The 23,763-nt window shown below is 46.2% G+C and carries 14 protein-coding genes and 1 pseudogene; 13 read left to right on the top strand and 2 right to left on the bottom strand.

The annotated features are described in order from the left end of the window. The first annotated feature begins 196 nt into the window (after window positions 1–196). The 6 genes and pseudogenes from LKD42_RS04675 (at window position 197) to nifJ (ending at window position 10,024) form a co-directional block, all read left to right on the top strand. A complete protein-coding gene (locus LKD42_RS04675; RefSeq protein WP_248834958.1) occupies window positions 197–553 on the top strand; it encodes an Hpt domain-containing protein in 357 nt (118 codons plus the stop codon). Window positions 554–598: 45 nt separating this feature from the next. Further along, entirely contained in the window at window positions 599–2,617 is a 2,019-nt protein-coding gene (locus LKD42_RS04680; RefSeq protein WP_248834959.1) for a diguanylate cyclase, read from the top strand. Window positions 2,618–2,716: 99 nt separating this feature from the next. Continuing rightward, window positions 2,717–3,079: an HPr family phosphocarrier protein gene (locus LKD42_RS04685; RefSeq protein ID WP_330589882.1), complete on the top strand. Its 363-nt coding sequence runs from the start codon at window positions 2,717–2,719 to the stop codon at window positions 3,077–3,079. Window positions 3,080–3,318: 239 nt separating this feature from the next. Continuing rightward, a pseudogene (locus LKD42_RS04690) lies at window positions 3,319–3,444 on the top strand (ABC transporter permease); the annotation flags it as partial. A gap of 306 nt (window positions 3,445–3,750) precedes the next feature. Beyond that, window positions 3,751–6,213 (top strand): Ig-like domain-containing protein, encoded by a 2,463-nt coding sequence (locus LKD42_RS04695; protein WP_248834960.1) that lies wholly within the window; start codon window positions 3,751–3,753, stop codon window positions 6,211–6,213. A gap of 253 nt (window positions 6,214–6,466) precedes the next feature. After that, on the top strand, window positions 6,467–10,024 hold the full coding sequence (nifJ, locus tag LKD42_RS04700; RefSeq protein WP_147631992.1) for a pyruvate:ferredoxin (flavodoxin) oxidoreductase: 3,558 nt from the start codon (window positions 6,467–6,469) through the stop codon (window positions 10,022–10,024). A gap of 93 nt (window positions 10,025–10,117) precedes the next feature. Here the strand turns inward: nifJ and LKD42_RS04705 are convergent, their stop codons facing one another. Both LKD42_RS04705 and LKD42_RS04710 read right to left on the bottom strand, forming a co-directional pair. Continuing rightward, on the bottom strand, window positions 10,118–10,825 hold the full coding sequence (locus tag LKD42_RS04705; RefSeq protein WP_248834961.1) for an AIM24 family protein: 708 nt from the start codon (window positions 10,823–10,825) through the stop codon (window positions 10,118–10,120). A gap of 40 nt (window positions 10,826–10,865) precedes the next feature. Then, window positions 10,866–11,717 carry a TerD family protein gene (locus tag LKD42_RS04710; RefSeq protein ID WP_248834962.1) on the bottom strand — a complete coding sequence of 284 codons (852 nt, stop codon included), beginning with the start codon at window positions 11,715–11,717 and terminating at the stop codon, window positions 10,866–10,868. Window positions 11,718–11,937: 220 nt separating this feature from the next. Between LKD42_RS04710 and LKD42_RS04715 the strand changes: the two genes are divergently transcribed. From LKD42_RS04715 to era, 7 genes are all read left to right on the top strand, one after another. Beyond that, window positions 11,938–14,217, top strand: a complete 2,280-nt coding sequence (locus tag LKD42_RS04715) for a YceG family protein (protein ID WP_248834963.1) — start codon at window positions 11,938–11,940, stop codon at window positions 14,215–14,217. Between the two features lie 3 nt (window positions 14,218–14,220). After that, the gene (locus LKD42_RS04720) at window positions 14,221–15,363 is read left to right on the top strand and encodes a toxic anion resistance protein (RefSeq protein ID WP_022118221.1); all 1,143 of its coding nucleotides are present in this window, start codon (window positions 14,221–14,223) and stop codon (window positions 15,361–15,363) included. 54 nt (window positions 15,364–15,417) lie between these two features. Then, window positions 15,418–15,999, top strand: coding sequence for a TerD family protein (locus LKD42_RS04725; protein ID WP_248834964.1), 582 nt, complete (start codon window positions 15,418–15,420; stop codon window positions 15,997–15,999). A 63-nt stretch (window positions 16,000–16,062) separates the two neighbouring features. Beyond that, window positions 16,063–16,653 carry a TerD family protein gene (locus LKD42_RS04730; RefSeq protein WP_022118219.1) on the top strand — a complete coding sequence of 197 codons (591 nt, stop codon included), beginning with the start codon at window positions 16,063–16,065 and terminating at the stop codon, window positions 16,651–16,653. Between the two features lie 112 nt (window positions 16,654–16,765). Next, window positions 16,766–19,420, top strand: a complete 2,655-nt coding sequence (locus LKD42_RS04735; RefSeq protein WP_248834965.1) for a calcium-translocating P-type ATPase, PMCA-type — start codon at window positions 16,766–16,768, stop codon at window positions 19,418–19,420. Between the two features lie 463 nt (window positions 19,421–19,883). Next, on the top strand, window positions 19,884–22,796 hold the full coding sequence (locus LKD42_RS04740; protein ID WP_248834966.1) for an insulinase family protein: 2,913 nt from the start codon (window positions 19,884–19,886) through the stop codon (window positions 22,794–22,796). A 17-nt stretch (window positions 22,797–22,813) separates the two neighbouring features. Then, window positions 22,814–23,728: a GTPase Era gene (gene era, locus LKD42_RS04745; RefSeq protein WP_022120013.1), complete on the top strand. Its 915-nt coding sequence runs from the start codon at window positions 22,814–22,816 to the stop codon at window positions 23,726–23,728. Window positions 23,729–23,763 lie beyond the last annotated feature (35 nt).

The following is a 23,763-nucleotide window of genomic DNA, read 5'->3' on the forward strand; positions in this document are numbered from 1 at the left end:
CACCGACCGAAGCGGAGCGTAGAAAGGATTGTGGGAGTGCAACGCACGGAACAATCCGTAGGCATCATAGTTGGGGACTTTTGACTCCAACATCATATAATGAAAAGTATGGAATAAGATAACAGTTACTTAAGATAGATCTAAGGAGCGGATGAAATATCCGCTTTCTTCGATTCTGCAAGAAGAGAGGAAAGACATGACAATAAGAGAATGTTACGAAAAGACCGGGTCTGATTACGAAAGCATTTTGAAAAGATTTGGCAGCGAAGCGATGATCCAGAGATTTGCACTGAAGTTTTTAAAGGACGGCAGTTTTTCGGATCTGAAAGATGCCCTGGAAGCAAAAGATGGAGAAAGAGCTTTCCGTGCAGCTCACACGCTGAAAGGCGTATGCATCAACCTGGGATTTGACCGGCTTTATAACGTAAGTGCAGAGCTGACAGAGAAACTGCGAGGCAGAGAGATCGAAGAGAGCGAAGAGCTCTTTGAACAGGTTGAAAAAGAATACCATGCCCTGACTGCTGTATTAAAGCAGTACGAATCAGAACTTTAAAAAGATCGGATGCGAAAGAGAAAATTGCAGTGAGGAGATGAACTTATGGAATCGGCAAACGGTATAACAAGGCAGCAGGCAGAAGACGAAATGCAGCTTTTCAAGAAAGTCTTTACCGTTGTACGGCTGCTGGATGGAGAACATCTGGAACAGATGCATAAGAGATGCAAGCTGGACTGTAAAGACGAGAAAGAGAAAAGTGAGTGTTATGAAATATGGAATAAAGACCATCCATGTGAAAACTGCACTTCCCTGCAGGCACTGTATCAGCGGACACAGAAGACCAAGCTTGAATTTATCGAGGATGAGGTTTATCAGGTCACTTCCAGATACATAAAAGTAGACGGAAGAGACTGCGTGATGGAGCTTGTCAAATACATGGACATGGATACGCTGGTGGATTCCCGTGGCTGTGAAAAGCTGGTCAATCAGCTGATCGAGTATGATCAGAGATTGTATAAAGATGCACTGACCGGTGTATATAACCGTCGCTATTTTGAAGAGCAGATCAAGAAAAAGAATGAAAATGCCGGGGTGGCTGTCATTGATATGGATGACTTCAAACTGTGCAACGATACGCTCGGCCACAGTGCGGGAGATGCCGCACTCAGAACGATGGTAAAGACAGTTAAACACTGTATCCGCAAGACGGATATCCTGATCCGTTACGGCGGAGATGAGTTTATTCTGATTCTGCAGAACATCAAAAAAGAAAATTTTTTCAATAAACTGGTCCAGATCCAGAGTGATATCCATGCTGCAAACGTACCGGGATTTCCAAAGCTTCAGCTTTCGGTCAGTATCGGCGGAGTGATATCCTCAAAAGAGACGGTCGAGCATGCAGTTATGCAGGCAGATAAACTGATGTATCAGGCAAAAGAGCATAAAAATATGGTTGTTACGGAAGATAATGCCTCCTATGTTGCACCGGGAGTGGCAAACAGAAAGGCACGGCAGCAGATTCTGATCGTGGATGACTCGGAGATGAACCGTGCCATTCTTTCAGAGATGCTGAAAAAGGATTTTGATATTCTGGAGGCAGAAAACGGAAAAGAATGTCTGGATATCCTGCAGCAGTACGGCATGGGGATTTCCCTAGTGCTGCTTGATATCGTAATGCCGGTTGTGGATGGATTTGAAGTGCTGGATGTGATGGTACATAACCACTGGATCGAGGACATTCCGGTCATTATGATCTCCAGTGAGGATTCAGAACCTTATATCCGGCGTGCTTATGAGCTTGGTGTATCAGATTATATCAACCGTCCGTTTGATGCAAAAGTAGTATGTCAGAGGGTGTATAATACAATCAAACTGTATGCAAAACAGAGAAAACTGGTGACGCTGGTTACCGATCAGATCTACGAAAAAGAAAAGAACAACCAGATGATGATCAGTATCCTAAGTCAGATCGTAGAATTTCGAAACGGTGAGAGCGGACTTCATGTATTACATATCAATATTTTATCAGAACTGCTTCTGGAGCGTCTGGTACAGAAGACGGATAAATATCAGATATCGGCACAGAGGCGTTCTCTGATCACGATGGCTTCTGCACTGCATGACATCGGCAAGATCGGCATCGATGACAAGATCCTCAATAAACCGGGCAGACTGACACCGGAAGAGTTTGATGAGATGAAAAAGCACACGATCATCGGAGAGTCTATCCTGAAAAACGTCGGTATTTATCAGAATGAAGAGCTGGTGCAGCTGGCCATGCAAATCTGCAGATGGCATCATGAGCGTTATGACGGCAGGGGCTATCCGGACGGACTGAAGGGCGAAGAGATCCCGATCGAAGTCCAGGTTGTATCGATCGCAGATGTCTATGATGCACTGGTAAGCGAACGTGTCTACAAAAAGGCATATTCGCATAAAAAAGCAGTGGAAATGATCCTGAACGGTGAGTGTGGACAGTTTAATCCTCTGCTGCTGGAGTGTCTGCAGGATATTCAGGACCGTATCGATGAAGAGTTTCAGAATGTAGAAAATCAGAGCGAAGAAGAGAATCAGGAGCGAAAGGTACACGATCAGATCATGGAGACGACGGTGCTGGGCTGAGAAAAAGAGGGCAGTACTGTTGCTCTGCCCTGCCATGACGCTGCTGTGCGGCTGTTCCAAAAAAGCTGCTCTGCCTTGACTTTTGATGTAAATTTTGATATGATTGCGTCAGTAGTCGCAATACATCAGGAGGAACTGTCCAAGGCAGATCTGGCAGGTGATGAACGATTTATACAACAAAACGAAAAGGTGGGATTTTTGATGAAACAGTTTACTTACACAATTCAGGATTCAATGGGTATCCATGCAAGACCGGCAGGTCTGCTTGTAAAAGCTGCAGCAGCATTCAAAGACACAACGATCGAAATCAGCAGCAACGGCAAAAAAGCTGACGTTAAGAGAATCATGGCAATCATGAGCATGGGCGTTAAGCAGGGTGCAGAAGTAACCGTTACCTGTGAAGGTGCGGATGAAGATGCAGCAGCAGAAGCTATGGAGAAATTCTTCAAAGAAAATCTGTAAGAGTTACTGCCGTCAGGGAGACTGACAGAGTGATTTTAAAAAGTATAATGAAAGAGGCATGGCCGGAGACGGTTGTGCTTCTTTTTTTGTGACAGGAAAAAGTCGCAAGCAGCAGTTTTTTTGGGGGTTCCGGCACCAGAGTGCAAAAGGCGGGTGAAAGAAGCAATGGATCGCGTGGCACTTCAGGCAGAACGCCGTATTGCGATTTTTGACGGGCATGTCCGGGAGGTGATGGAATGATCTTTCAGTCAATAAAAATGGCAGGGAATTCCATCGCATCGAACAAGATGTGTTCCTTTCTGACGATGCTTGGCATCATCATCGGTGTGGCGTCTCTGATCGTACTGGTGTCAATCGCAGACGGAGCGATTCGAAAATGACGAAGATGCCTTTACGATCGTCAACCAGTCAGCTGTTATGGAAACGATGGAGAGCGTGACGAATACTCTGGCGTGGAAAGCCGCCAGAAAACATCCGATCGACGCACTGCGTTATTCTGGTTGACCAAACGGGAAAAACTTTATATAATAAAATCACGAAGGGTTTCGTGGTGAAATAGTCAAAAAAGGAGAAATTTTCAGCGAAATAGGGAAATTTCTCCTTTTTTGTAATACCAGGGTTAAACCAATCAAAATGTATGTTGATCCGACAAAGCGATGAGGGAGGCAGAAATGAAAAGTACAGAAGAAAGATTAAAAAAAGCGGCACTGGGAGCAGGATGCCTGTTTCTGGCACTGGGAGCATTTGAAATGCAGAGCCATGCAGCAGATGCCGCATCCCAGGTGCAGTCAAGAGCGTTGCTGGTCACACGCGGTGACTACGAAGGAACGGAGTATGATCTGACACCGGGACCGCAGAATGACGGAGTGAATGTAAGCCGTATGTTACAGAATGCATATGGCGGACAGAATATTTCCATTACCACGGAAGAGAAAACGAAAACAAAAAGTGAATTAAAGAAGGCGATTCAGACTGCATTTGCAGATTCGGATGCGGATGATGTCAATTATTTTTATTATTCCGGGCACGGACAGCAGGATGGACTCTGTCTGGAAATGGGAAGAAGCCGTGAGAATGTTGTGACGCCGCAGGATCTCTATGACTGTTTTGCAGGTATCGAAGGAAAAAATGTGCTGATCATGGACTGCTGTTACAGCGGCACGATGGGTTCGCAGACCAGGAGCATTGGGCTGCAGAGTCTTCTTAAAAACACAGTCAGCCGGGATGAGGCAGCAGAAACTTTTGTCGATCAGTTTACGGAAGGTTTTGCACAGGCAGAAAAAGAAAATCAGGGATTTCAGAGTCGGACGGTGTTAAACAGCAGCCGTTTCCGTCTTCTGATGGCAGCGGCAGATGACGAACTTTCCAATCAGGTGATCCGAGGTGATAACAGCGATATCGGAGACGGCGGAAGCGAAAATGAGGAAGCATCTGCAGAACGTACAGAACCGAAACAGGCCTCCGCCTACGGTGTGTTTACCGGATCGTTGGTCTATGGAAACGGCATCCATGCAGAACTTGCAGAGACGGACGTTGATTTTGAGGATGCCACGATCGGCACGGCACCGGCGGATTATGACGGAGACGGAGAGATCACCTTTAACGAGATCAGACGTTTCACGCAGAACCACTGTGTTGCAAACCATATGCGGATGTATCCGTCAGACAATCAGGAGGTGTTCCTGCCGGCGGCACAGAAAGCAGAGAAGGCATCTTTTGAGAAAGCAGTTCTGCATTATGCAGAAGATGGAACGCCGAAACTTCAGATATCTTATCAGGCAAGAGAAACGCTGAATGCAGAGGTTGCCTGGTATTATGCAGGATCTGCATGGGGCCTGCAGCAGCTTTTGTTTACCGTTTACGATCCGGAAGGACTTCCTGATTTTGAGAAAGATGCCGGTGTGGAGAAAGTGGATGGAAAATCCGGAATTTCACTGAAACAGGGAAAAGGCAGTTTTGAAATAACAGTCGGAGATGAGCAGACCAGATATTATTCCGGCTATTTTGCCTGCATGATCCGCACAGAAGGCTCGGATTTTTCTTATATCATACCATTTGCGGCTTCCGCAGAGGATCCTTCTCTTATCAATGATATGACGCTGTCGGCAGCGGAAGAACATGCACTTTCTTCTGAAGAGGAATGGGAACTTCTGGCAGATTTTGGATTTTATGTTTCCGAAGAAGGCAGCGATGCCGTACCGGAATTTCCGATACCGCTTATGAGCTGCAGGATCCTGGATGCAGACGGAAACACCGTGCGTGTGCTTGCGGATCAGGAAATGGCAGAGATCGTGCAGCCGGACGGCACGGGAGAGTATCAGTGCCGTGCTTATTTCTGGTGGGACTGCCGTGATGAAAAGGGCAATAAAGTGAAAGCAGGTACTTACACTGCAGTGGTAACGGCAGAAGATGCATCAGGCAGCAAAACACTGGAAAAGGAAGTAAAACTTACAGAGGACGGAAGTTCGGAAACCGAAACGGAGAGCGAATCCGAAACAGAAAGAGAAACAGAAACGCAGCAGCCGTCTACGGAAGCACCGAATCCGAATACCGGAAAAGAAACCGAAAAGAAAGATCCGGCCGGAAATCATACAGAAAGCACGGAGAAAAAGGAAGTGCAGAGTATTTCTCTTGTCAGCCGTTCTGCTTTTTCCGGTCAGGAAAAGAACGGTGCCAAAATCGTGATCGGAGTCAGAGAAAGTGTTCGTTTAAATCCGGTGATCACACCTGCTGATGCCGCAGATCAACGTGTGACTTACAAAAGCAGCAACAACAAAGTGGCAAGTGTCACACAGGGCGGTGTGATCCGGGCAAAGAAAAAAGGAAATGCCGTGATCACGGTCACAACTGCAAACCAGAAGACCTGCCGCATCAAAGTGACGGTCAGACAGGCACCAAAGAAGGTTACGATCGGTGCAAAAAACAGGACACTGAAAAAAGGAAAAACCCTCCGGCTTAGGGCGAAACTTCCGTCCGGAAGTGCCGCATTCGGCATCCGATACAACAGCAGCAGGAAAAAAATTGCCACGGTGGATGCAAAGGGAAACGTGAAAGCCATCCGGAAAGGAAGTACAGTGATCACTGTGAAACTTTACAATGGAAAGAAAGCAAGACTGAAACTTACAGTCAAGTAAACGTATTGATGAAATTGGACTGAAAATTGTAAAAAGAGTATAATAAAACTGAAAAAAGAGCTGGAATGTACAGCAAAAAATACAAGAAAAGAGTCTGTTTCCGTCGTTTCGGAAATGGACATTTTCTTTTTGTTGTGCTATAGTAAAAATATATGGGTAACAACAGATTAGTAATTTTTTTCAATAAGGATACTAATTGAATTCCGCAAAAGGAATCTTTTTATCCAGCATCATTTTAAGGAGGTATAATAAAATGGCTAGAAAAATGAAGACCATGGATGGTAACCATGCAGCAGCTCATGCTTCTTATGCATATACAGATGTTGCAGCTATCTATCCTATCACACCTTCATCTGTTATGGCGGAGGCAACAGATGAATGGGCAACTCAGGGAAGAAAAAATATTTTCGGACAGGAAGTTCAGGTAACAGAGATGCAGTCTGAGGCAGGTGCAGCAGGTACTGTACACGGATCTCTGGCAGCAGGTGCTCTGACAACTACTTACACAGCTTCTCAGGGTCTTCTTCTGATGATCCCGAACCTGTACAAGATCGCAGGCGAGCAGCTGCCGGGCGTATTCAACGTTTCTGCACGTGCACTGGCAAGCCACGCACTGTCAATCTTCGGTGATCATTCCGATATCTATGCCTGTCGTCAGACTGGATGTGCAATGCTCTGCGAATCCAGTGTACAGGAAGTTATGGACCTGACTCCGGTTGCTCATCTGGCAGCAATCAAAGGACGTATCCCGTTCATCAACTTCTTCGATGGTTTCCGTACATCTCACGAGATCCAGAAGATTGAAACATGGGATTACGAAGATCTGAAGGATATGGCAGATATGGATGCAATCGATGCATTCCGTAAACATGCACTGAACCCGAACCATCCTTGCCAGAGAGGTTCTGCACAGAACCCGGACATCTTTTTCCAGGCAAGAGAGGCTTGCAACCCTTACTACGATGCAATGCCGGCTATCGTTCAGGAATACATGGACAAAGTAAATGCAAAGATCGGTACAAACTACAAACTGTTCAACTACTACGGTGCTGCTGATGCAGAAAAAGTAATCGTAGCTATGGGATCTGTAAATGATACCATCGAAGAGACCATCGATTACCTGATGGCTGCCGGTGAAAAAGTCGGTGTCGTAAAAGTTCGTCTGTACAGACCGTTCTGTGCAGAAGCACTGATCGATGCAATTCCGGAATCTGTAAAACAGATCACAGTTCTTGACAGAACAAAAGAGCCGGGTGCTATGGGCGAACCGCTGTACCTGGATGTAGTAGCAGCTCTGAAAGGTTCCAAATTCGATGCAGTTCCTGTATATTCAGGACGTTACGGACTTGGTTCCAAAGATACAACACCTACTCAGATCGTTGCTGTATACAACAACACAGAAAAGAAAGTATTCACGATCGGTATCGAAGATGACGTTACCAATCTGTCTCTGCCGCTGGGCGAGCAGCTGATCACAACTCCGGAAGGAACCATCAACTGCAAGTTCTGGGGATTGGGAGCAGACGGTACCGTTGGAGCAAACAAGAACTCCATCAAGATCATCGGTGACAACACAGATATGTACGCTCAGGCTTACTTTGACTATGATTCAAAGAAATCCGGCGGTGTTACCATGTCTCACCTGCGTTTCGGTAAGAAACCGATCAAATCTACCTACCTGATCAAAAAAGCAAACTTTGTAGCATGCCACAATCCTTCCTATGTTCGTAAATACAACATGGTTCAGGAACTGGTTGACGGCGGTACATTCCTGCTGAACTGCCCATGGGATATGGAAGGTCTGGAAAAACATCTGCCGGGTCAGGTAAAAGCATACATCGCAAAGCACAACATCAAATTCTACATCATTGATGGTGTTAAGATCGGTATTGAGACAGGCATGGGTCCGACTCGTATCAATACCATCCTGCAGTCTGCATTCTTTAAACTGGCAAACATCATTCCGGAAGAAAGAGCGATCGAGCTGATGAAAGCAGCAGCAAAAGCAACTTACGGACGTAAAGGTGATGATGTCGTTCAGAAGAACTGGGCAGCTATCGATGAAGGTGCAAAACAGATCGTTGAAGTAAACGTTCCGGAAAGCTGGAAAGACGCACAGGACGAAGGTCTGGATACCAAAGTTGCAACAGGCGACCGTCAGGACGTAGTAGATTTCGTAAACAACATCCAGAACAAAGTAAACGCTCAGGAAGGTAATACACTGCCTGTATCTGCATTCAAAGATTATGTGGACGGTACGACACCATCCGGTGCAGCTGCATTCGAAAAACGTGGTATCGCAGTAAACGTTCCTGTATGGAATCCGGAAAACTGTATCCAGTGTAACCGCTGTGCATACGTTTGTCCGCACGCTGTTATCCGTCCGGTAGCACTGACTGACGAAGAGGTTGCTGCAGCTCCGGAAGGACTGAAGACTCTGCCGATGACCGGTATGAAAGAATATAAATTCACAATGACTGTATCCGCTTACGACTGTACCGGATGTGGTTCCTGTGCAAACGTCTGCCCGGGCAAGAAAGGTGCAAAAGCACTGGCTATGGAAAACATGGAAGCAAATGCCGGCGAACAGAAATACTTCGACTATGCAACAAAACTGCCTGCAAAAGCAGATGTGGTAGAAAAATTCAAAGAAAATACGGTAAAAGGTTCTCAGTTCAAACAGCCGCTGCTTGAGTTCTCAGGTGCCTGTGCAGGTTGTGGTGAGACACCGTATGCAAAACTGGTTACACAGCTGTTTGGTGACAGAATGTACATTGCAAACGCAACAGGATGCTCCTCTATCTGGGGTAACTCTTCACCGTCCACACCGTACACCGTAAACGAAAAAGGACAGGGTCCTGCATGGAGCAACTCACTGTTCGAAGATAATGCAGAGTTCGGTTATGGTATGCTGTTAGCTCAGAAAGCAATCCGTGAAGGACTGAAAGCAAAAGTAGAAGCTGTTGCTGCAAACGAAAAAGCTTCTGATGAAGTGAAAGCAGCCTGCCAGGAATGGCTGGATACTTACAGCGTAGGTGCTACAAACGGAACAGCTACAGACAAACTGGTAGCAGCTCTGGAAGGCATCGACTGTGATACATGTAAAGACATCGTCAAGAACAAAGATTTCCTGGCTAAGAAATCCCAGTGGATCTTCGGAGGTGACGGATGGGCTTATGATATCGGATTCGGCGGCGTTGACCATGTACTGGCAAGCGGCAAAGATATCAACATCATGGTATTCGACACCGAAGTTTACTCCAATACAGGTGGACAGGCTTCCAAGTCTACTCCGACCGGTGCAGTAGCACAGTTCGCAGCAGGCGGTAAAGAAGTGAAGAAAAAAGATATGGCAAGCATTGCAATGAGCTATGGCTATGTATATGTAGCACAGATCTCCATGGGTGCTGACTTCAACCAGACGGTAAAAGCAATCGCAGAAGCAGAAGCATATCCGGGACCATCCCTGATCATCGCATACGCTCCATGTATCAACCATGGTATCAAGAAAGGTATGGCAAAAGCTCAGACAGAAGAAGAACTGGCAGTAAAAGCTGGTTACTGGCATTGCTTCCGTTACAATCCGGCTGCAAAAGCAGAAGGAAAAGATGCATTCACTCTGGACAGCAAGGCTCCGACAGGAGAATATCAGGAATTCCTGAACGGCGAAGTTCGTTACAACTCCCTGATGCGTTCTAACCCTGAAAAGGCTAAGAAACTGTTCGCTAAGAATGAAGCAGAAGCAAAAGCTCGTTATGAATACCTGAACAAACTGATCACACTGTATGGTGCAAATAAAACAGAAGAATAATGAGAAGATCAGCATTTGCTGATCATATAAAAGAGACCGCAGAGCGAAATGCCCTGCGGTCTTTTACGTGAATCTTGAATAATAAAATTGCATTTAATCGATGCCGATGCGGATACCGCCGGAGCGTTCACATGGCTGCAAAAGTACGCAGACCGGTTCGTTGCCGGACCATTCATAGGCATAGGATTCTCCAGAAGCCTGCCCGATCAGGTTTTTCCAGGAAAGATCACTGCGGATCTGCGGATCGCCATATCCGCGGCGGCTCATCCAGCAGATCACAGCATCCGGGTCTACAGAAATTGTAGCATGGCTGTCGGTGTTGTCCATGGCGATCGGGTTGCCGTCCGAGAGCACAGCGACATAGGCATTCGGACCGGCTCCGGTCAGCGTTGAGGTTGCCAGACCTTTCTGGGAAAAGATACCGCAGCCGATAAAGCGGACGCTGTAATCACAGTCCTGTGTAAAAGCGAGAATATTCTCGGACTCTACCGAAAGGATTTCACCCTGGGCAAGTTTATACACAACTACATGCTGTCCATGATTTGCATAATAAGTGACAGAATCGCCATTCATAGTGACTTTCATCAGAGGCAGATTTTCACGGGTGACGCGTCTTGTCAGGGAACCGAGGGCTGCCTGCATTAGGTTGCTCTGTGGACCGAGCAGCAGTTTTTCAAAACGATAATTTTTTCCGCCCTGGCTTTCGCCGGCGATAAAAGCACCGGCCTTTGTGAACAATACATCACTTCCGGTGCAGGTAACTTTTAGACTCAGTTCATTGATCACTTCAAAATTTAACATAAAATGATTTCCTCCTTAAAAATGCGAAAAGAAACGGTGTTCAAGTCTGTTTAACCTGTACACCATACAGACCGCATAAGCCTTCCAGGTCTTTGGCGACCCCGTTTCCGATGGCATTGAATTTCCAGTTTCCGTTATGTAAATAGACTTCTCCGATCATCATGGAGATGACATTGGAATAATATTCATCCATCACAAAGCTGACCAGCTCCCGGTCAGAAGCGGCATCTAAAATCCGCACATAGGCATCCTCGATCATGCCGAAATTCAGGCGTTTGGAAAAGGCATCATTGATCGTCAGCACAAAGACGATCCGGGTGATCGATGGATTCAGTCTGGAAAGATCGATCGCAACGGACTCGCGGTCCGTGTTTTCCCGATCAGAAAAAATCACACTGCGATCCGGACTTTCTTTTTGCCCGTAAAATACAAACCAGTCATCGCCTGAAACTTTTCCGTCACGGCCAAGAAGAAATGCGGAAACATCCACATCACAGGCTGGATTTTTGACATTCCAGCCAAGGCAGGCCTTGATCTTTCCAAGAGAAATTGCATCTCCAAGTAGTGTTTTCTGTCCTTTCCTCGTTTGATTTATCAGAGCAGGCATGATCTGGTGTGAGATGCCGGAAGGAGCAGATGACGTGAATGTATTCTGCTGTGCGGATCTCCGATAAGACGGCGATGGATTCGAAACACGGGATGACATAGGAGTTTCCGATGCCCTGGATACAGTGAATGGTGCGGCTTCTGCAGAGGAGAGAGATTCACTTTGCGTCACGCGATTTATGTTGTGTATGCCTGTATAGTCCTCAGCTCTGGAGGTGACACGGTTGATCTCAAGGATCGAATCTGTGTGAAGGGGGTGCGAAGTCTTTTTTGGAAGAACAAGCATAAAATGACCTCCTTTTCTTTTATCTGCTTTGAGTATACGCTAAAAAGCAGAAATTGTCACGTCTGGATCCAATTTTTCAGGTATCTGTACGGCGACAGTATGCAAAGAGAAACGATTGCCTGGTCGTTTCTTAAAATGCTTGAAAAGAAACGCAAAAGATGATATAGTGATTTATATGTAATTTTACAGAAAAAGAGAGGGCGGCATTCGCATTTCACCTATGTTCAGACAACAGAAATTAAGCATACTTGACGATTATTTTAAAGAGCTTTCGGTCAGGACGACAAGAGAAGAAGTATACTTTTACCGCATCAGCGGTTATACACCGCAGGTCGCGGCCTTTATCCGGAAATATTATGAGGAGGCGAGGCTTCGCGGCGTTGTGATCGAAGGCAGGATTCCCAATCCTGCCGGGCAGAATCTTTCTTATTATGAAGAGATGATGGGCATGGATTTTCAGATGGCTCCTAGTTTTATCGAAAGTCGTTTACAGAAATGGCTTCCGCGGATGAATCCGTACCAGCGGAAAAATATGGCGATGTCCATGTATGATTTTTTTGCTTCTATGCAAAGGGCAGGCAAGACAGAGGGTATGCTGAAAAATGCCTACATCAAGTTCATGTGCTGGCTGTATTATAAGTTCGAGCGGATCGTCAATCTGCTCGGTGAAAATTCCGTCCCGAAGATTCTGTACGAGGGAGACATCAGCCATTATGAGCTGATGCTTTTGTCTATATTGTGCCATGCGGGCTGCGATATTGTACTTTTGCAGTACCACGGAGATCAGAATTATCAGAAACTGGATGCGGCGAATGCATATTCTATGCCGCTGACCTTGCCGGATATGCAGGCATTTCCGGGGGATTTCAGTCTGAAGAATCTTCGCATGCAGCAGCAACAGGAGATCGAGCGAAGCCGCCTTTACGGCAGACTTCCGGATGTCAGAAACTGCACCAATGCATGGATTGAGGGAAAGTCTCTTCTGGATATCGCAAAGCCGCCGACCGTGCGGGGCAGTGATCCTGATTTTTATTATAATTGTTATTGTCAGATAAATGGTGTGGAAGATAAAACTTCTTATACTAACGAGCTTTACCAGCTTTACCAGGAATTAAAAGCCCGGAAGCGAAACATTGTGATCGTAAACGGGCAGATCGAGCCGCCGACTCCGGAGGAGATCGCAAAAGTTTCCAGAAAAAATTACAGCAAAACCGATGAGATGCTTCTGGATCTGAAACGCAATCTTCAGTATCCGGCGAACCGGGAGCTTCAGAGCCTGATGATCAAAGCATTTCTTGATGTGCTTCTGGAGGAGGAAAAAGCACTGGATGAGAACCGCAACAAACTGACCAACAAGGCAGTCTATCTGATCTGCTGGATGATGCGTTATCTGCCGGAGTTATTCAAAAGCTGGCGTATGCCGCAGATTGGATGCTTTTTTTATATGGGCGGATGCAAAAATCGTTTTGAAGCGTTGTTTCTGAAAATGCTGGGCAGACTTCCGGTGGATGTACTGATCCTCGATCCGGATCGCAGTGCTACGTTTGCACTGGAAGATCAGCTGCTCTATCAGATGAATTTTACGGAGACGTTGCATTTACAACGTTTTCCGCAGGAAAATACCGAAGTCCGGATGGGGACGGCTGCCTATCATGCGGAGCGGGAACTGGATACTCTGATGTATCAGGATAGTGGACTGTACCGCAACCAGCAGTATCAGAGGGCGGATATCATCAATCTCCAGACGATGTACGAGGAGATCCGGCTTTTATGGAACGAAGAAGTGAAATACCGGCCGAATTTCAGTACGACGGAAAGCATTGTCAATATCCCGGTCATTTTTGCAAAAGTTTCCGGCGTAAAAGACGGAAAAGTATCCGAGTACTGGTCATCGATCCGGGAGCTGATCACAGAAGATACCATGGTGATTAAAAGCTTTCCTTATATTCAGCCGCTTGCAGCCAATCCGATCAAGCCTTATGTAACTGAATTTTACAAAAACGGCAGACTGCAGAAGGCAAAGATCAAAAACCATCCGGCGTATGCCTATGGCTTTTTAAGAGAAGAGATCCAGGAGCACATTCTGGACAAGCTGCAGATCCTGATCGAGCAGAAGCTGATCCGCGGCACCTTTGAAAACGGCACGGAGTACACGATCCTTTCGACGATACTGAACCTGCCGAAAGAAATCCTGCGGATGCTTCAGAAATTTGATTTTACAAAGAAAAATCCGAAACTGATCTATATCAATCCCGGTGAGAAAGTAATCTCACTGGAGGATGCGATCCTTACCGCGTTTTTGAATCTGGCCGGTTTTGACATTCTGTTTTTCATACCGACCGGATATCAGAATATAGAGAACTTTTACAACAGAAAACAGATGGAAGAGCATCAGATCGGGGAGTATTTATATGATTTAAATGTCCCGGATCTGACGAGGGTTCCATTACCAAAGGCACGCCAGAAATCCTGGCGGGACATACTATTCAGGAGGGAGTAAAAGATGGGACTTAATTTTAACAGACCAGATGCTCCAACGCAGACAGCTCCGGCCGCACAGGCGGAACTGGAACAGGTGAAGTCTTATGATATCGTTGTGGACAGAAAGCAGATGAGTGCAGAGCTGGTTGGTTCCAAAGAAGTGGACGATATCGTCAGCACGATCGAGGTCAATAATCTGGAGACGATCGTATCGTTTGGGGCAGAGGTCGCAGAAGAGATCTCCAAAGCATCGGATGTGGTGTTAAACAGCATGGATATGAAACAGCTGGATGAGTCCAGTCAGATGCTGAACACGCTTGCAAAGATCATGGAGAAGTTTGATCCGGATGAATTAAAAGAAAACAAAGGTCTGTTTGACAAACTGTTCGGCGGGCTTCGTAAACAGATGGACAAGATTCTTGCCAAATATCATACAATGGGCGAAGAAGTAGATCAGATCTATGTTCAGCTCAAACAGTATGAGACAGAGATCAAGCAGTCCAACCGCAAATTAGAGACGATGTTTGAGGCAAATGTAAATTATTACCACGAGCTGGTGAAATACATTCTTGCCGGAGAACAAGGCTGTCAGGAGCTGGAAGCCTATATCGCACAGCGTCAGGCAGATATGGAGGCTACCGGAGATCAGTCGATCCAGTTTGAGCTTACCAGCTTAAATCAGGCACTGATGATGCTGGAGCAGAGGACACAGGATCTGCGTACCGCAGAAAACATTGCCATGCAGTCGATCCCGATGATCAAGACGATGGCATTCAGCAACATGAACCTGGTCCGCAAGATCAATTCCGCATTTATCATCACACTTCCGGTATTTAAGCAGGCACTGGCACAGGCGATCATGCTGAAACGCCAGAAGATTCAGGCAGAAGCCATTTCTGCACTGGACCAGAAAACGAATGAGATGCTTATTAAAAATGCACAGAATACCGTGCAGCAGTCCAAGATGACGGCACAGCTGGCATCCGGCAGTTCGATCAAGATTGAGACGCTGGAGACGACCTGGAAAACGATCGTAAACGGTATCGATGAGACAAGACAGATCCAGGAAAATGCAAGAAAACAGCGGCATGAAGATCAGGCAAGACTTGAGAACATCAAGCAGGAATTCAACCAGATGTACCACATGCCGACAAAGAGATACTGAGAGCAAACAGGGTGAATCTTCACCTTAATATAAATCCATAAAGGAGGAAACATTATGCCTATTAATTTATCAAAAGGACAGAAAGTAGATCTGACAAAAGGAAATCCGGGACTGAAAAGCATTATGGTAGGACTCGGATGGGATGTGAACGCATTTGATACAGGAGCAGATTTTGACCTGGATGCAGCAGCATTTATGTGCGGTTCCAACGGAAAATGCCCGACCGAAAAAGAATTTATCTTTTACGGAAATCTGGAACATCCGACCGGATGTGTCAAACATATGGGCGACAATCTGACCGGTTCCGGCGAAGACGATGACGAACAGATCATGGTCGATCTGACACAGGTTCCATCCGACATCGAACGTATCGCATTTACCGTAACGATCTACGATGCAGATGTCAGAAGACAGAATTTCGGACAGGTATCCAACGCATTTATCCGTATCGTGGATGATGCAACCGGAAAAGAACTGATCCATTTTGACCTCGGAGAGGATTTCTCCATTGAGACAGCCGTTGTGGTAGGCGAGCTGTACAAGCACAACGGAGAATGGAAATTCAACGCCATCGGCAGCGGATTCCAGGGCGGTCTGGCAGCACTGTGCGGACATTATGGAATCGAAGTCGCATAAGTAGTACAGGCAGATAAAATGAATTTGAGCAATGCTTAAAAACCTGGAAAAGGGGGCATGATTATGTCTATCAGTTTACAGAAAGGACAGAAAGTGAATCTGTCCAAAGAAAAAAAGGGGTTATCCAGAGTCGTAGTAGGACTTGGATGGGATGAAGTCAAAAGATCCAGAGGATTTTTTGCACTGAAACCGGCACCGATCGACTGCGATGCTTCTGCAATCTTACTGCAGAACGGCAGAATGGCAGGAAGAGATGATCTGGTATACTATAACAATCTGACACACAAATCCGGAACCGTCCGTCACATGGGCGATAACCTGACCGGCGAAGGAGAAGGCGATGACGAGCAGATCGTGATCGACCTGGACCGTGTGCCGTCTGAGTATGACAAGATCGTGATCGTTGTAACGATTTATCAGGCACAGCAGAGAAAGCAGCATTTCGGACTGATCGAGAATGCGTTTATCCGCCTGGTAGACGGAAAAAATGACCAGGAGATCTTAAAGTACAACCTGACAGAGGACTACTCCGGAATGACGGCGATGATCTTCGGTGAGATCTATCGCTACAACGGTGAGTGGAAATTCGGTGCCATCGGACAGGGAACAAGGGACGGCGGCATCGGTGAGATGGCAGCAAGATTTCAGAAATAAGAGCGTACCGGTATGACATGGTGCGATATGGGAGAGACTATATCTGAGACGAAGTGATTCATATAGTTTCTCCCTGCTTATAAGCAGAAAAATAAAAACAGGAGACAAAAAGATGAAGTATAATGGTTTGACAGACAAACAGGTCGAAGAGTCCAGAAGTAAATTTGGTTCCAACGAGATCCCGGATTCCGAGCCGACCACGTTCTGGGAAGAGTTCAAAGAGACGTTCAGTGATCCGATGATCAAGATCCTGCTGGCGATCGCAGCACTGATGATCGTGATGTTCTTCTTTGGGTATGCGGAGATTTACGAGCCGCTCGGAACGATCGTTGCAGTGCTGATCGTGGCAACCGTATCTGCAAAGACCGGTGTTGCAAGCGATACCAAGTACCGTGAACTGAAAGACAATACAGAGAAAGACAAGTGTAAAGTTCACAGGAACGGCGTGATCACGGTGATTGATGTTGATGATGTTGTAGTCGGTGACAAAGTCCTGCTGCAGTCCGGTGATAAAATCCCGGCAGACGGTGTACTGATCGACGGGGCACTGCGTGTGGACAACTCCGCACTGAACGGCGAGGCAGAAGAATGTAAAAAAACAGCGGCATCAGAAAATTTTCAGCTGGAAGATGACATCACAGGCGATACCTTTGTCGATGCACACTCCCTGTTCCGCGGAGCAGTGATATTTGACGGCGAAGGTATTCTTGATGTACGCAAGGTCGGACTGAAGACCATGATGGGAAAAATGGCAGAAGAGATGCAGGAAGACGAGCCGGATTCTCCTTTGAAAGTAAAACTTGCCAAACTTGCAAAACAGATTTCCACGTTTGGTTATATCGGTGCGGTATTGATCGCCGTACTTTACCTGGTCTACTTTGTTATGCAGGCGGGCGGAGTTTCCCAGTACTTTGCAATGGGGATTGAACCGGTTGTCAAAGATGTTGTAAGGGCTCTTTCTCTGGCAATTGTCATCATCGTCTGTGCAGTTCCGGAAGGACTTCCGCTGATGATCTCCCTCGTACTGATGCAAAATACAAGCAAAATGCTTGACCACAATGTCCTGGTAAGAAAAGCAGAAGGTATCGAGACAGCAGGTTCTTTAAACATTCTCTTCAGTGATAAGACAGGAACGATCACAAAAGGTATGCTTGAAGTGGTCGATTTCTTTACCGGCGACGGCAATTCCATTGATATTGCACAGCTGAGTAAACACAGCAAGGTAAAAGGTCTTGTGGATCTTGCCATCGGTAAGAATACACAGTCCATGTTTGATGCATCCCATAAAGTCATCGGCGGAAATGCAACCGATCAGGCACTGATGAAGTTTTTGGGTGAGGAGACATTCAAAACTCTGGAGAACAGCAGCGAATATAAAATAACAAAACAGCAGTCTTTCAACTCTGCAAATAAATTCAGTCAGGCACGCATCGACAGCACCGGTAAAACTTTCTATAAAGGGGCACCGGAAAAACTTCTGGCAAATGCAGTGAAATATCTAGATGCAGACGGCAATATCTGTACCATGGACAACGCCATCCTGAACCGCAAGATCGATGAACTGGCAGCAAAAGCAATGCGTGTGCTGGCCTTTGGTTATTCAGAAAAAGACATGGTTGAAAATTCAATCAATGATGATATCGTGATCATTGGTCTGGTGGGCATTCGTGACGATGTACGTCCGGAAGCAAAAGAAGCGATCCGCGAAGTACAGGGAGCCGGTATTCAGGTCGTTATGATCACAGGTGACCGCCTTGAGACAGCGGTAGCGATCGCAAAAGATGCAGGACTGTTAAAAGGAGGCAGCGACCGTGCACTTTCCTCCGCACAGCTCAATGAGATGAGTGATGAAGAAGTGAAGAAGATCATACCGAATATCCGTGTGATCGCAAGGGCACTGCCGACTGACAAGTCCCGTATGGTACGCCTGTGCCAGGAGATGAACCTGGTAGTCGGCATGACAGGTGACGGTGTCAACGACTCACCGGCACTGAAACGTGCAGATGTTGGTTTTGCCATGGGAAGCGGAACCGAAGCAGCAAAAGAAGCAGGTAAGATCGTTATTCTGGATGATAATTTTAAATCCATCAAAGATGCCATCCTCTATGGAAGAACCATCTATCATAACATCCTGAAATTCTGTAAATTCCAGCTGGTGATCAACGTGGCAGCCGTTGTGGTCAGTGCAATCGCACCGTTTTTCGGTGTGGATGAACCACTGAAAGTAACACATCTTCTCTTTGTAAATCTGGTCATGGACGGACTGGGAGCGATGATGCTTGGCAATGAACCGGCAAAAGAAGAATATATGGCAGAAGCACCGCGAAAACGTGATGAAAGTATTGTAAGCAAAAAAATGATGGGACAGATCCTCACAATGGGAATCTGGCTTACCGTGGTAAGCTTTATCTATCTGAAAGTGCCGTTCTTTGTAAATCTGTTTGCAAATGAGGAACAGCACCTGACGGGTTATTTTGTACTGTTTATTGTGGCAGCTTTGTTCAACGGCTTTAATGTGCGTGACGATGGATTTGCAATTTTTGCCGGTCTGAATGAGAATAAAGATTTTATTAAAGTATTTCTGATTATTATAATCGTGCAGGCATTGCTCGTAAATGCGGCGATCGTTCCGCTGGCCCCGTTCCAGTGGATTGGAGAAATGTTCAGCTGTGTTCCGTTTGGAATCAAAGGCTGGATTGCAGTTGTTCTGCTGGCATGTACAATGATCCCGGCAGATATGGTCAGAAAACTGTGCGTAAATAAATAACAGGCAATCCAACAGGGAAAGTGCGGTGTCACGTATGGGATCGCACTTTTTCCGTTGATATAACAGGGGTTTGTACATGAGAGAATTCAGAAGATAATTTCCTTTATTGGCCGAAAGGAGTTTCATGTACTTCATACGACGACAAACCAGTATATTGCATGTGGAAATGCAGCGAAGCAGCTGCAGAACAGATCCGATTATCTGACGGAGCAGGTCAGGCTTTATGCGATGACCGGGCAAAGTAAATATATGGATGCTTATTTTGAAGAAGCAGAAACAAAACAGAGCAGAGAGAAAGCTCTGGATATTTTGAAAAGATATTTTGACGGGACAGAAACTCAGACCGCCCGAATAAAGGAGAGAGTATTTTTAAAGATGCAGACCAGGCACTCTATTATGTAAAAGAACATGGCAGAAAGGGCTGCAGTTTTTATGAATAAATAAAAAGAAAAGAGGTTTTTTCATGGCAATAAAAGAATTACAGGCGTACGAACTTTTAAGGGAAGAGGGGCTTTCCGATATTCAGTCAGTCGGCTATCTGCTGCGTCACAGAAAAAGCGGTGCACGCATCATGGTCATTGCAAATGATGACGATAATAAAGTATTTCATATTACATTTCGTACACCTCCGGTAGACAGCACCGGGGTAGCACATATTCTGGAACACTGTTCGCTGTGTGGAAGCGAAAAGTTTCCGTCCAAAGATCCGTTTGTGGAGCTGGTAAAAGGTTCGCTCAATACCTTTCTGAATGCGATGACCTATCCGGATAAGACCATGTATCCGATTGCAAGCTGCAATGACAAAGATTTTGCAAACCTGATGGATGTCTATATGGATGCCGTTTTTCATACCAATATTTATAAAAAAGAAGAGATTTTCCGCCAGGAAGGCTGGAATTATCATCTGGAAAATCCGGAGGATGAGATCACCTACAATGGTGTGGTATACAACGAGATGAAAGGAGCTTATTCTTCACCGGAAGATGTGCTCGATCGCGAAATTTTAAATGCACTTTATCCGGATACACCGTATGGATTTGAGTCCGGAGGAGATCCGCAGTGTATCCCGGATCTGAAATACGAAGATTTTCTGGCTTTCCATGGCAGATATTATCATCCGTCCAATGCCTACATCTATCTCTATGGAAATATGGATGTTGAGGAACGCCTTACCTGGCTGGATCAGGAATATCTCTCTAAATACGGAGAAAAAGAGGTAGATTCAAAGATCAGTATGCAGAAAGCGTTCGATGCTCCGCATGAGATCTATAAAAAATATTCTATTTCCACATCCGAATCGGAAGAAGACAACACCTATCTTTCCTGGAATGTGTCCGTTGGCACAAGCAGCGATGTACGTCTTGTGACTGCCATGGCAATCCTGGAATATGCACTTTTGTCAGCACCTGGGGCACCGCTTAAACAGGCTCTTTTGGATGCCGGGATTGGAAAAGATATCCTAGGCTCTTTTGAGAGCGGCATTCAGCAGCCATCCCTTTCGGTAGTCGCTAAAAATGCAAATGTCGGTGACAAAGAAAAGTTCCTGGCAGTGATCCGCAAGGTACTGGAAGAGCAGGTGAAAAACGGCATCGATAAAAAAGCACTGCTGGCAGGTATCAATTCTTCCGAGTTCCGTTTTCGTGAGGCAGATTACGGCTCTTATCCGAAGGGCCTGATGTACGGAATCGACATTATGGACAGCTGGCTGTACGGCGAGGGTGATCCGTTTGCCTATGTCAAACAGCTGGATATTTATAAGGAACTTCGTGATGCAGTAGAGAGTGATTATTACGAGAAACTGGTGCAGAAATATCTGCTGGATAACACACATGTGGCGGTTGTTGTCGTTGCACCGGAAAAGGGACTGACTGCAAAACTGGAGGCAGAGACGGCAAAGAAACTGGCAGATTTTAAAGCAGGTCTCAGTGAAGAACAGGTAAAGGAGCTGGTAGAAAAAACAGCAAAACTGCAGGAATTCCAGGAGACACCGTCCACACAGGAAGAGCTGGAGAAAATCCCGATGCTTACCAGGGAGGATATCACAAAGAAATGCAGACCGATCTGCAACAGAGAGCTTTCTTTTGGCAACACCAAAGTTCTGTGGCATGATGTGAACACGAACGGCATCGCTTATCTGACCCTTTATTTTGATCTGTCCGTTGTCAGAAAAGAGGATCTGCCTTATGTCGGACTTCTGAAAAATGTGCTGGGCATGATCGACACCGAGCATTATGCTTACGGAGATCTGTTCAATGAGATCAATATGCAGACCGGAGGTATCGGTACCGGGATGGTCGTATTTCCAGAAAAGGACACACAGAAGATGTATCCGATGTTTACCGTGTCAGCCCGCACACTTTATGATAAAATCGACTTTGTGTTTGATGTGATCGAGGAGATTTTATTCACATCCAAACTGGACGATGAGAAACGCTTAAAAGAGATCGTTTCCGAGCAGAAATCAAGGACACAGATGCGGCTGACAACGGCGGGACATTCGGCAGCGGCAACCCGTGCCATGGCTTATTTCTCCGAGACAGCTGCGTTCAGTGATCGCAGCAGCGGGATTGACTACTATCGCATGCTCGATGACCTCGATGCAAATTTTGAAACGAAAAAAGAGAAGCTGAAGAGTAAATTGAAAGAGCTGATGAACGTGATTTTCCGACAGAATGCCATGGTATTTTCCGTAACAGCGGAAGAGAAGGGGCTTGCCGGACTGGAAGAGAAAGTGACAGGATTATGCGAAAAACTTTCGTTGGATAAGAGAACACCTTCAGAAGAAACCCTTGCATACGGAAAGCTGAACGAAGGCTTCCAGACCTCCGCCAAGATCCAGTATGTGACACGTGCCGGAAATTACCGCGAGGCAGGCTATGATTATACCGGGGCACTGCGGATCCTGAAGGTGATCATGAGCTATGAATATCTCTGGGTGAATGTGCGTGTCAAAGGCGGGGCGTATGGCTGTATGAGCGGATTCGGCAGAAATGGCAATTCCTATTTTGCTTCTTACCGTGATCCGAACTTGCGTCAGACCAACGAGATCTACGAAGGCGTGCCGGAATACGTGGAACATTTCAACATCGAAGAGCGTGATATGACAAAATACGTGATCGGAACGATCAGTGAGATGGATACGCCACTCACAGCAAGAGCACAGGGAGCACGTTCTGATGCTGCTTATTTTGGACATGTGACTGAAAGCGACCTTCAGAAAGAGCGTGACCAGGTACTCTATGCGACACAGGAAGATATCCGTGCCCTGGCACCGCTGATGCGTGCAATCCTGGCAGAAGACTGCATCTGCGTGCTCGGAAACGAAGATGCACTGGAAAAAGAGAAAGAGATGTTTAGAAATCTCGGACCACTTTAAGGAGGAATCATATACAGATGGCAGAGAAAAGTTACAAATCCGGTTTTGCGACCCTGATCGGCAGACCAAACGTAGGAAAATCCACACTCATGAACCACCTCATCGGGCAGAAGATCGCGATCACGTCCAACAAACCGCAGACAACGAGAAACCGGATCCAGACCGTCTATACAGACGAAAAAGGACAGATTGTATTTCTGGACACACCGGGTATCCACAAGGCGAAAAACAAACTGGGTGAATACATGGTCAATGTGGCAGAACGCACCCTCAATGAGGTCGATGTGATCCTCTGGCTGGTGGAGCCGAGTACCTTTATCGGAGCCGGCGAGCGTCACATTGTGGATCAGCTCAAAAAAACAAAGACACCGGTCATCCTGATCATCAACAAGATTGATAAAGTAGATAAAAAAGAGATCATAAAATATATGGATGCTTACCGCAAAGTCTATGATTTTGCGGAGATCATCCCGGTGTCGGCACTTCGCAGTGTCAATATGGATACTGTGATCGAGAGTATTTTCAAATATCTGCCGTACGGACCGCAGTTTTATGATGAAGATACGGTGACAGACCAGCCGCAGAGACAGATCGTGGCAGAGATGATCCGCGAAAAGGCACTTCGCTCTCTGGAAGAGGAGATTCCGCACGGTATTGCCGTTTCTATTGAAAAAATGACAGAACGCAAAAGCAAAGGCGGCAGCATCTGTGATATCGAGGCGACGATCATCTGCGAGCGGGATTCTCACAAAGGAATCATCATCGGAAAAGGCGGACAGATGCTCCGCAGGATCGGTTCACAGGCACGCCGTGATATCGAGGATATGCTCGAAGAAAAAGTCAATCTCCAGCTCTGGGTCAAAGTCAAGAAAGACTGGAGAGACAGTGACTTCATGATCAAAAACTTCGGATACGATAAAAAAGATATCTGAAATCAGAAACGACGATTCCGTACAGACATCAGCAT

The organism is Hominisplanchenecus faecis, assembly GCF_020687205.1.
Taxonomy (GTDB): Bacteria; Bacillota; Clostridia; order Lachnospirales; family Lachnospiraceae; genus Hominisplanchenecus; species Hominisplanchenecus faecis.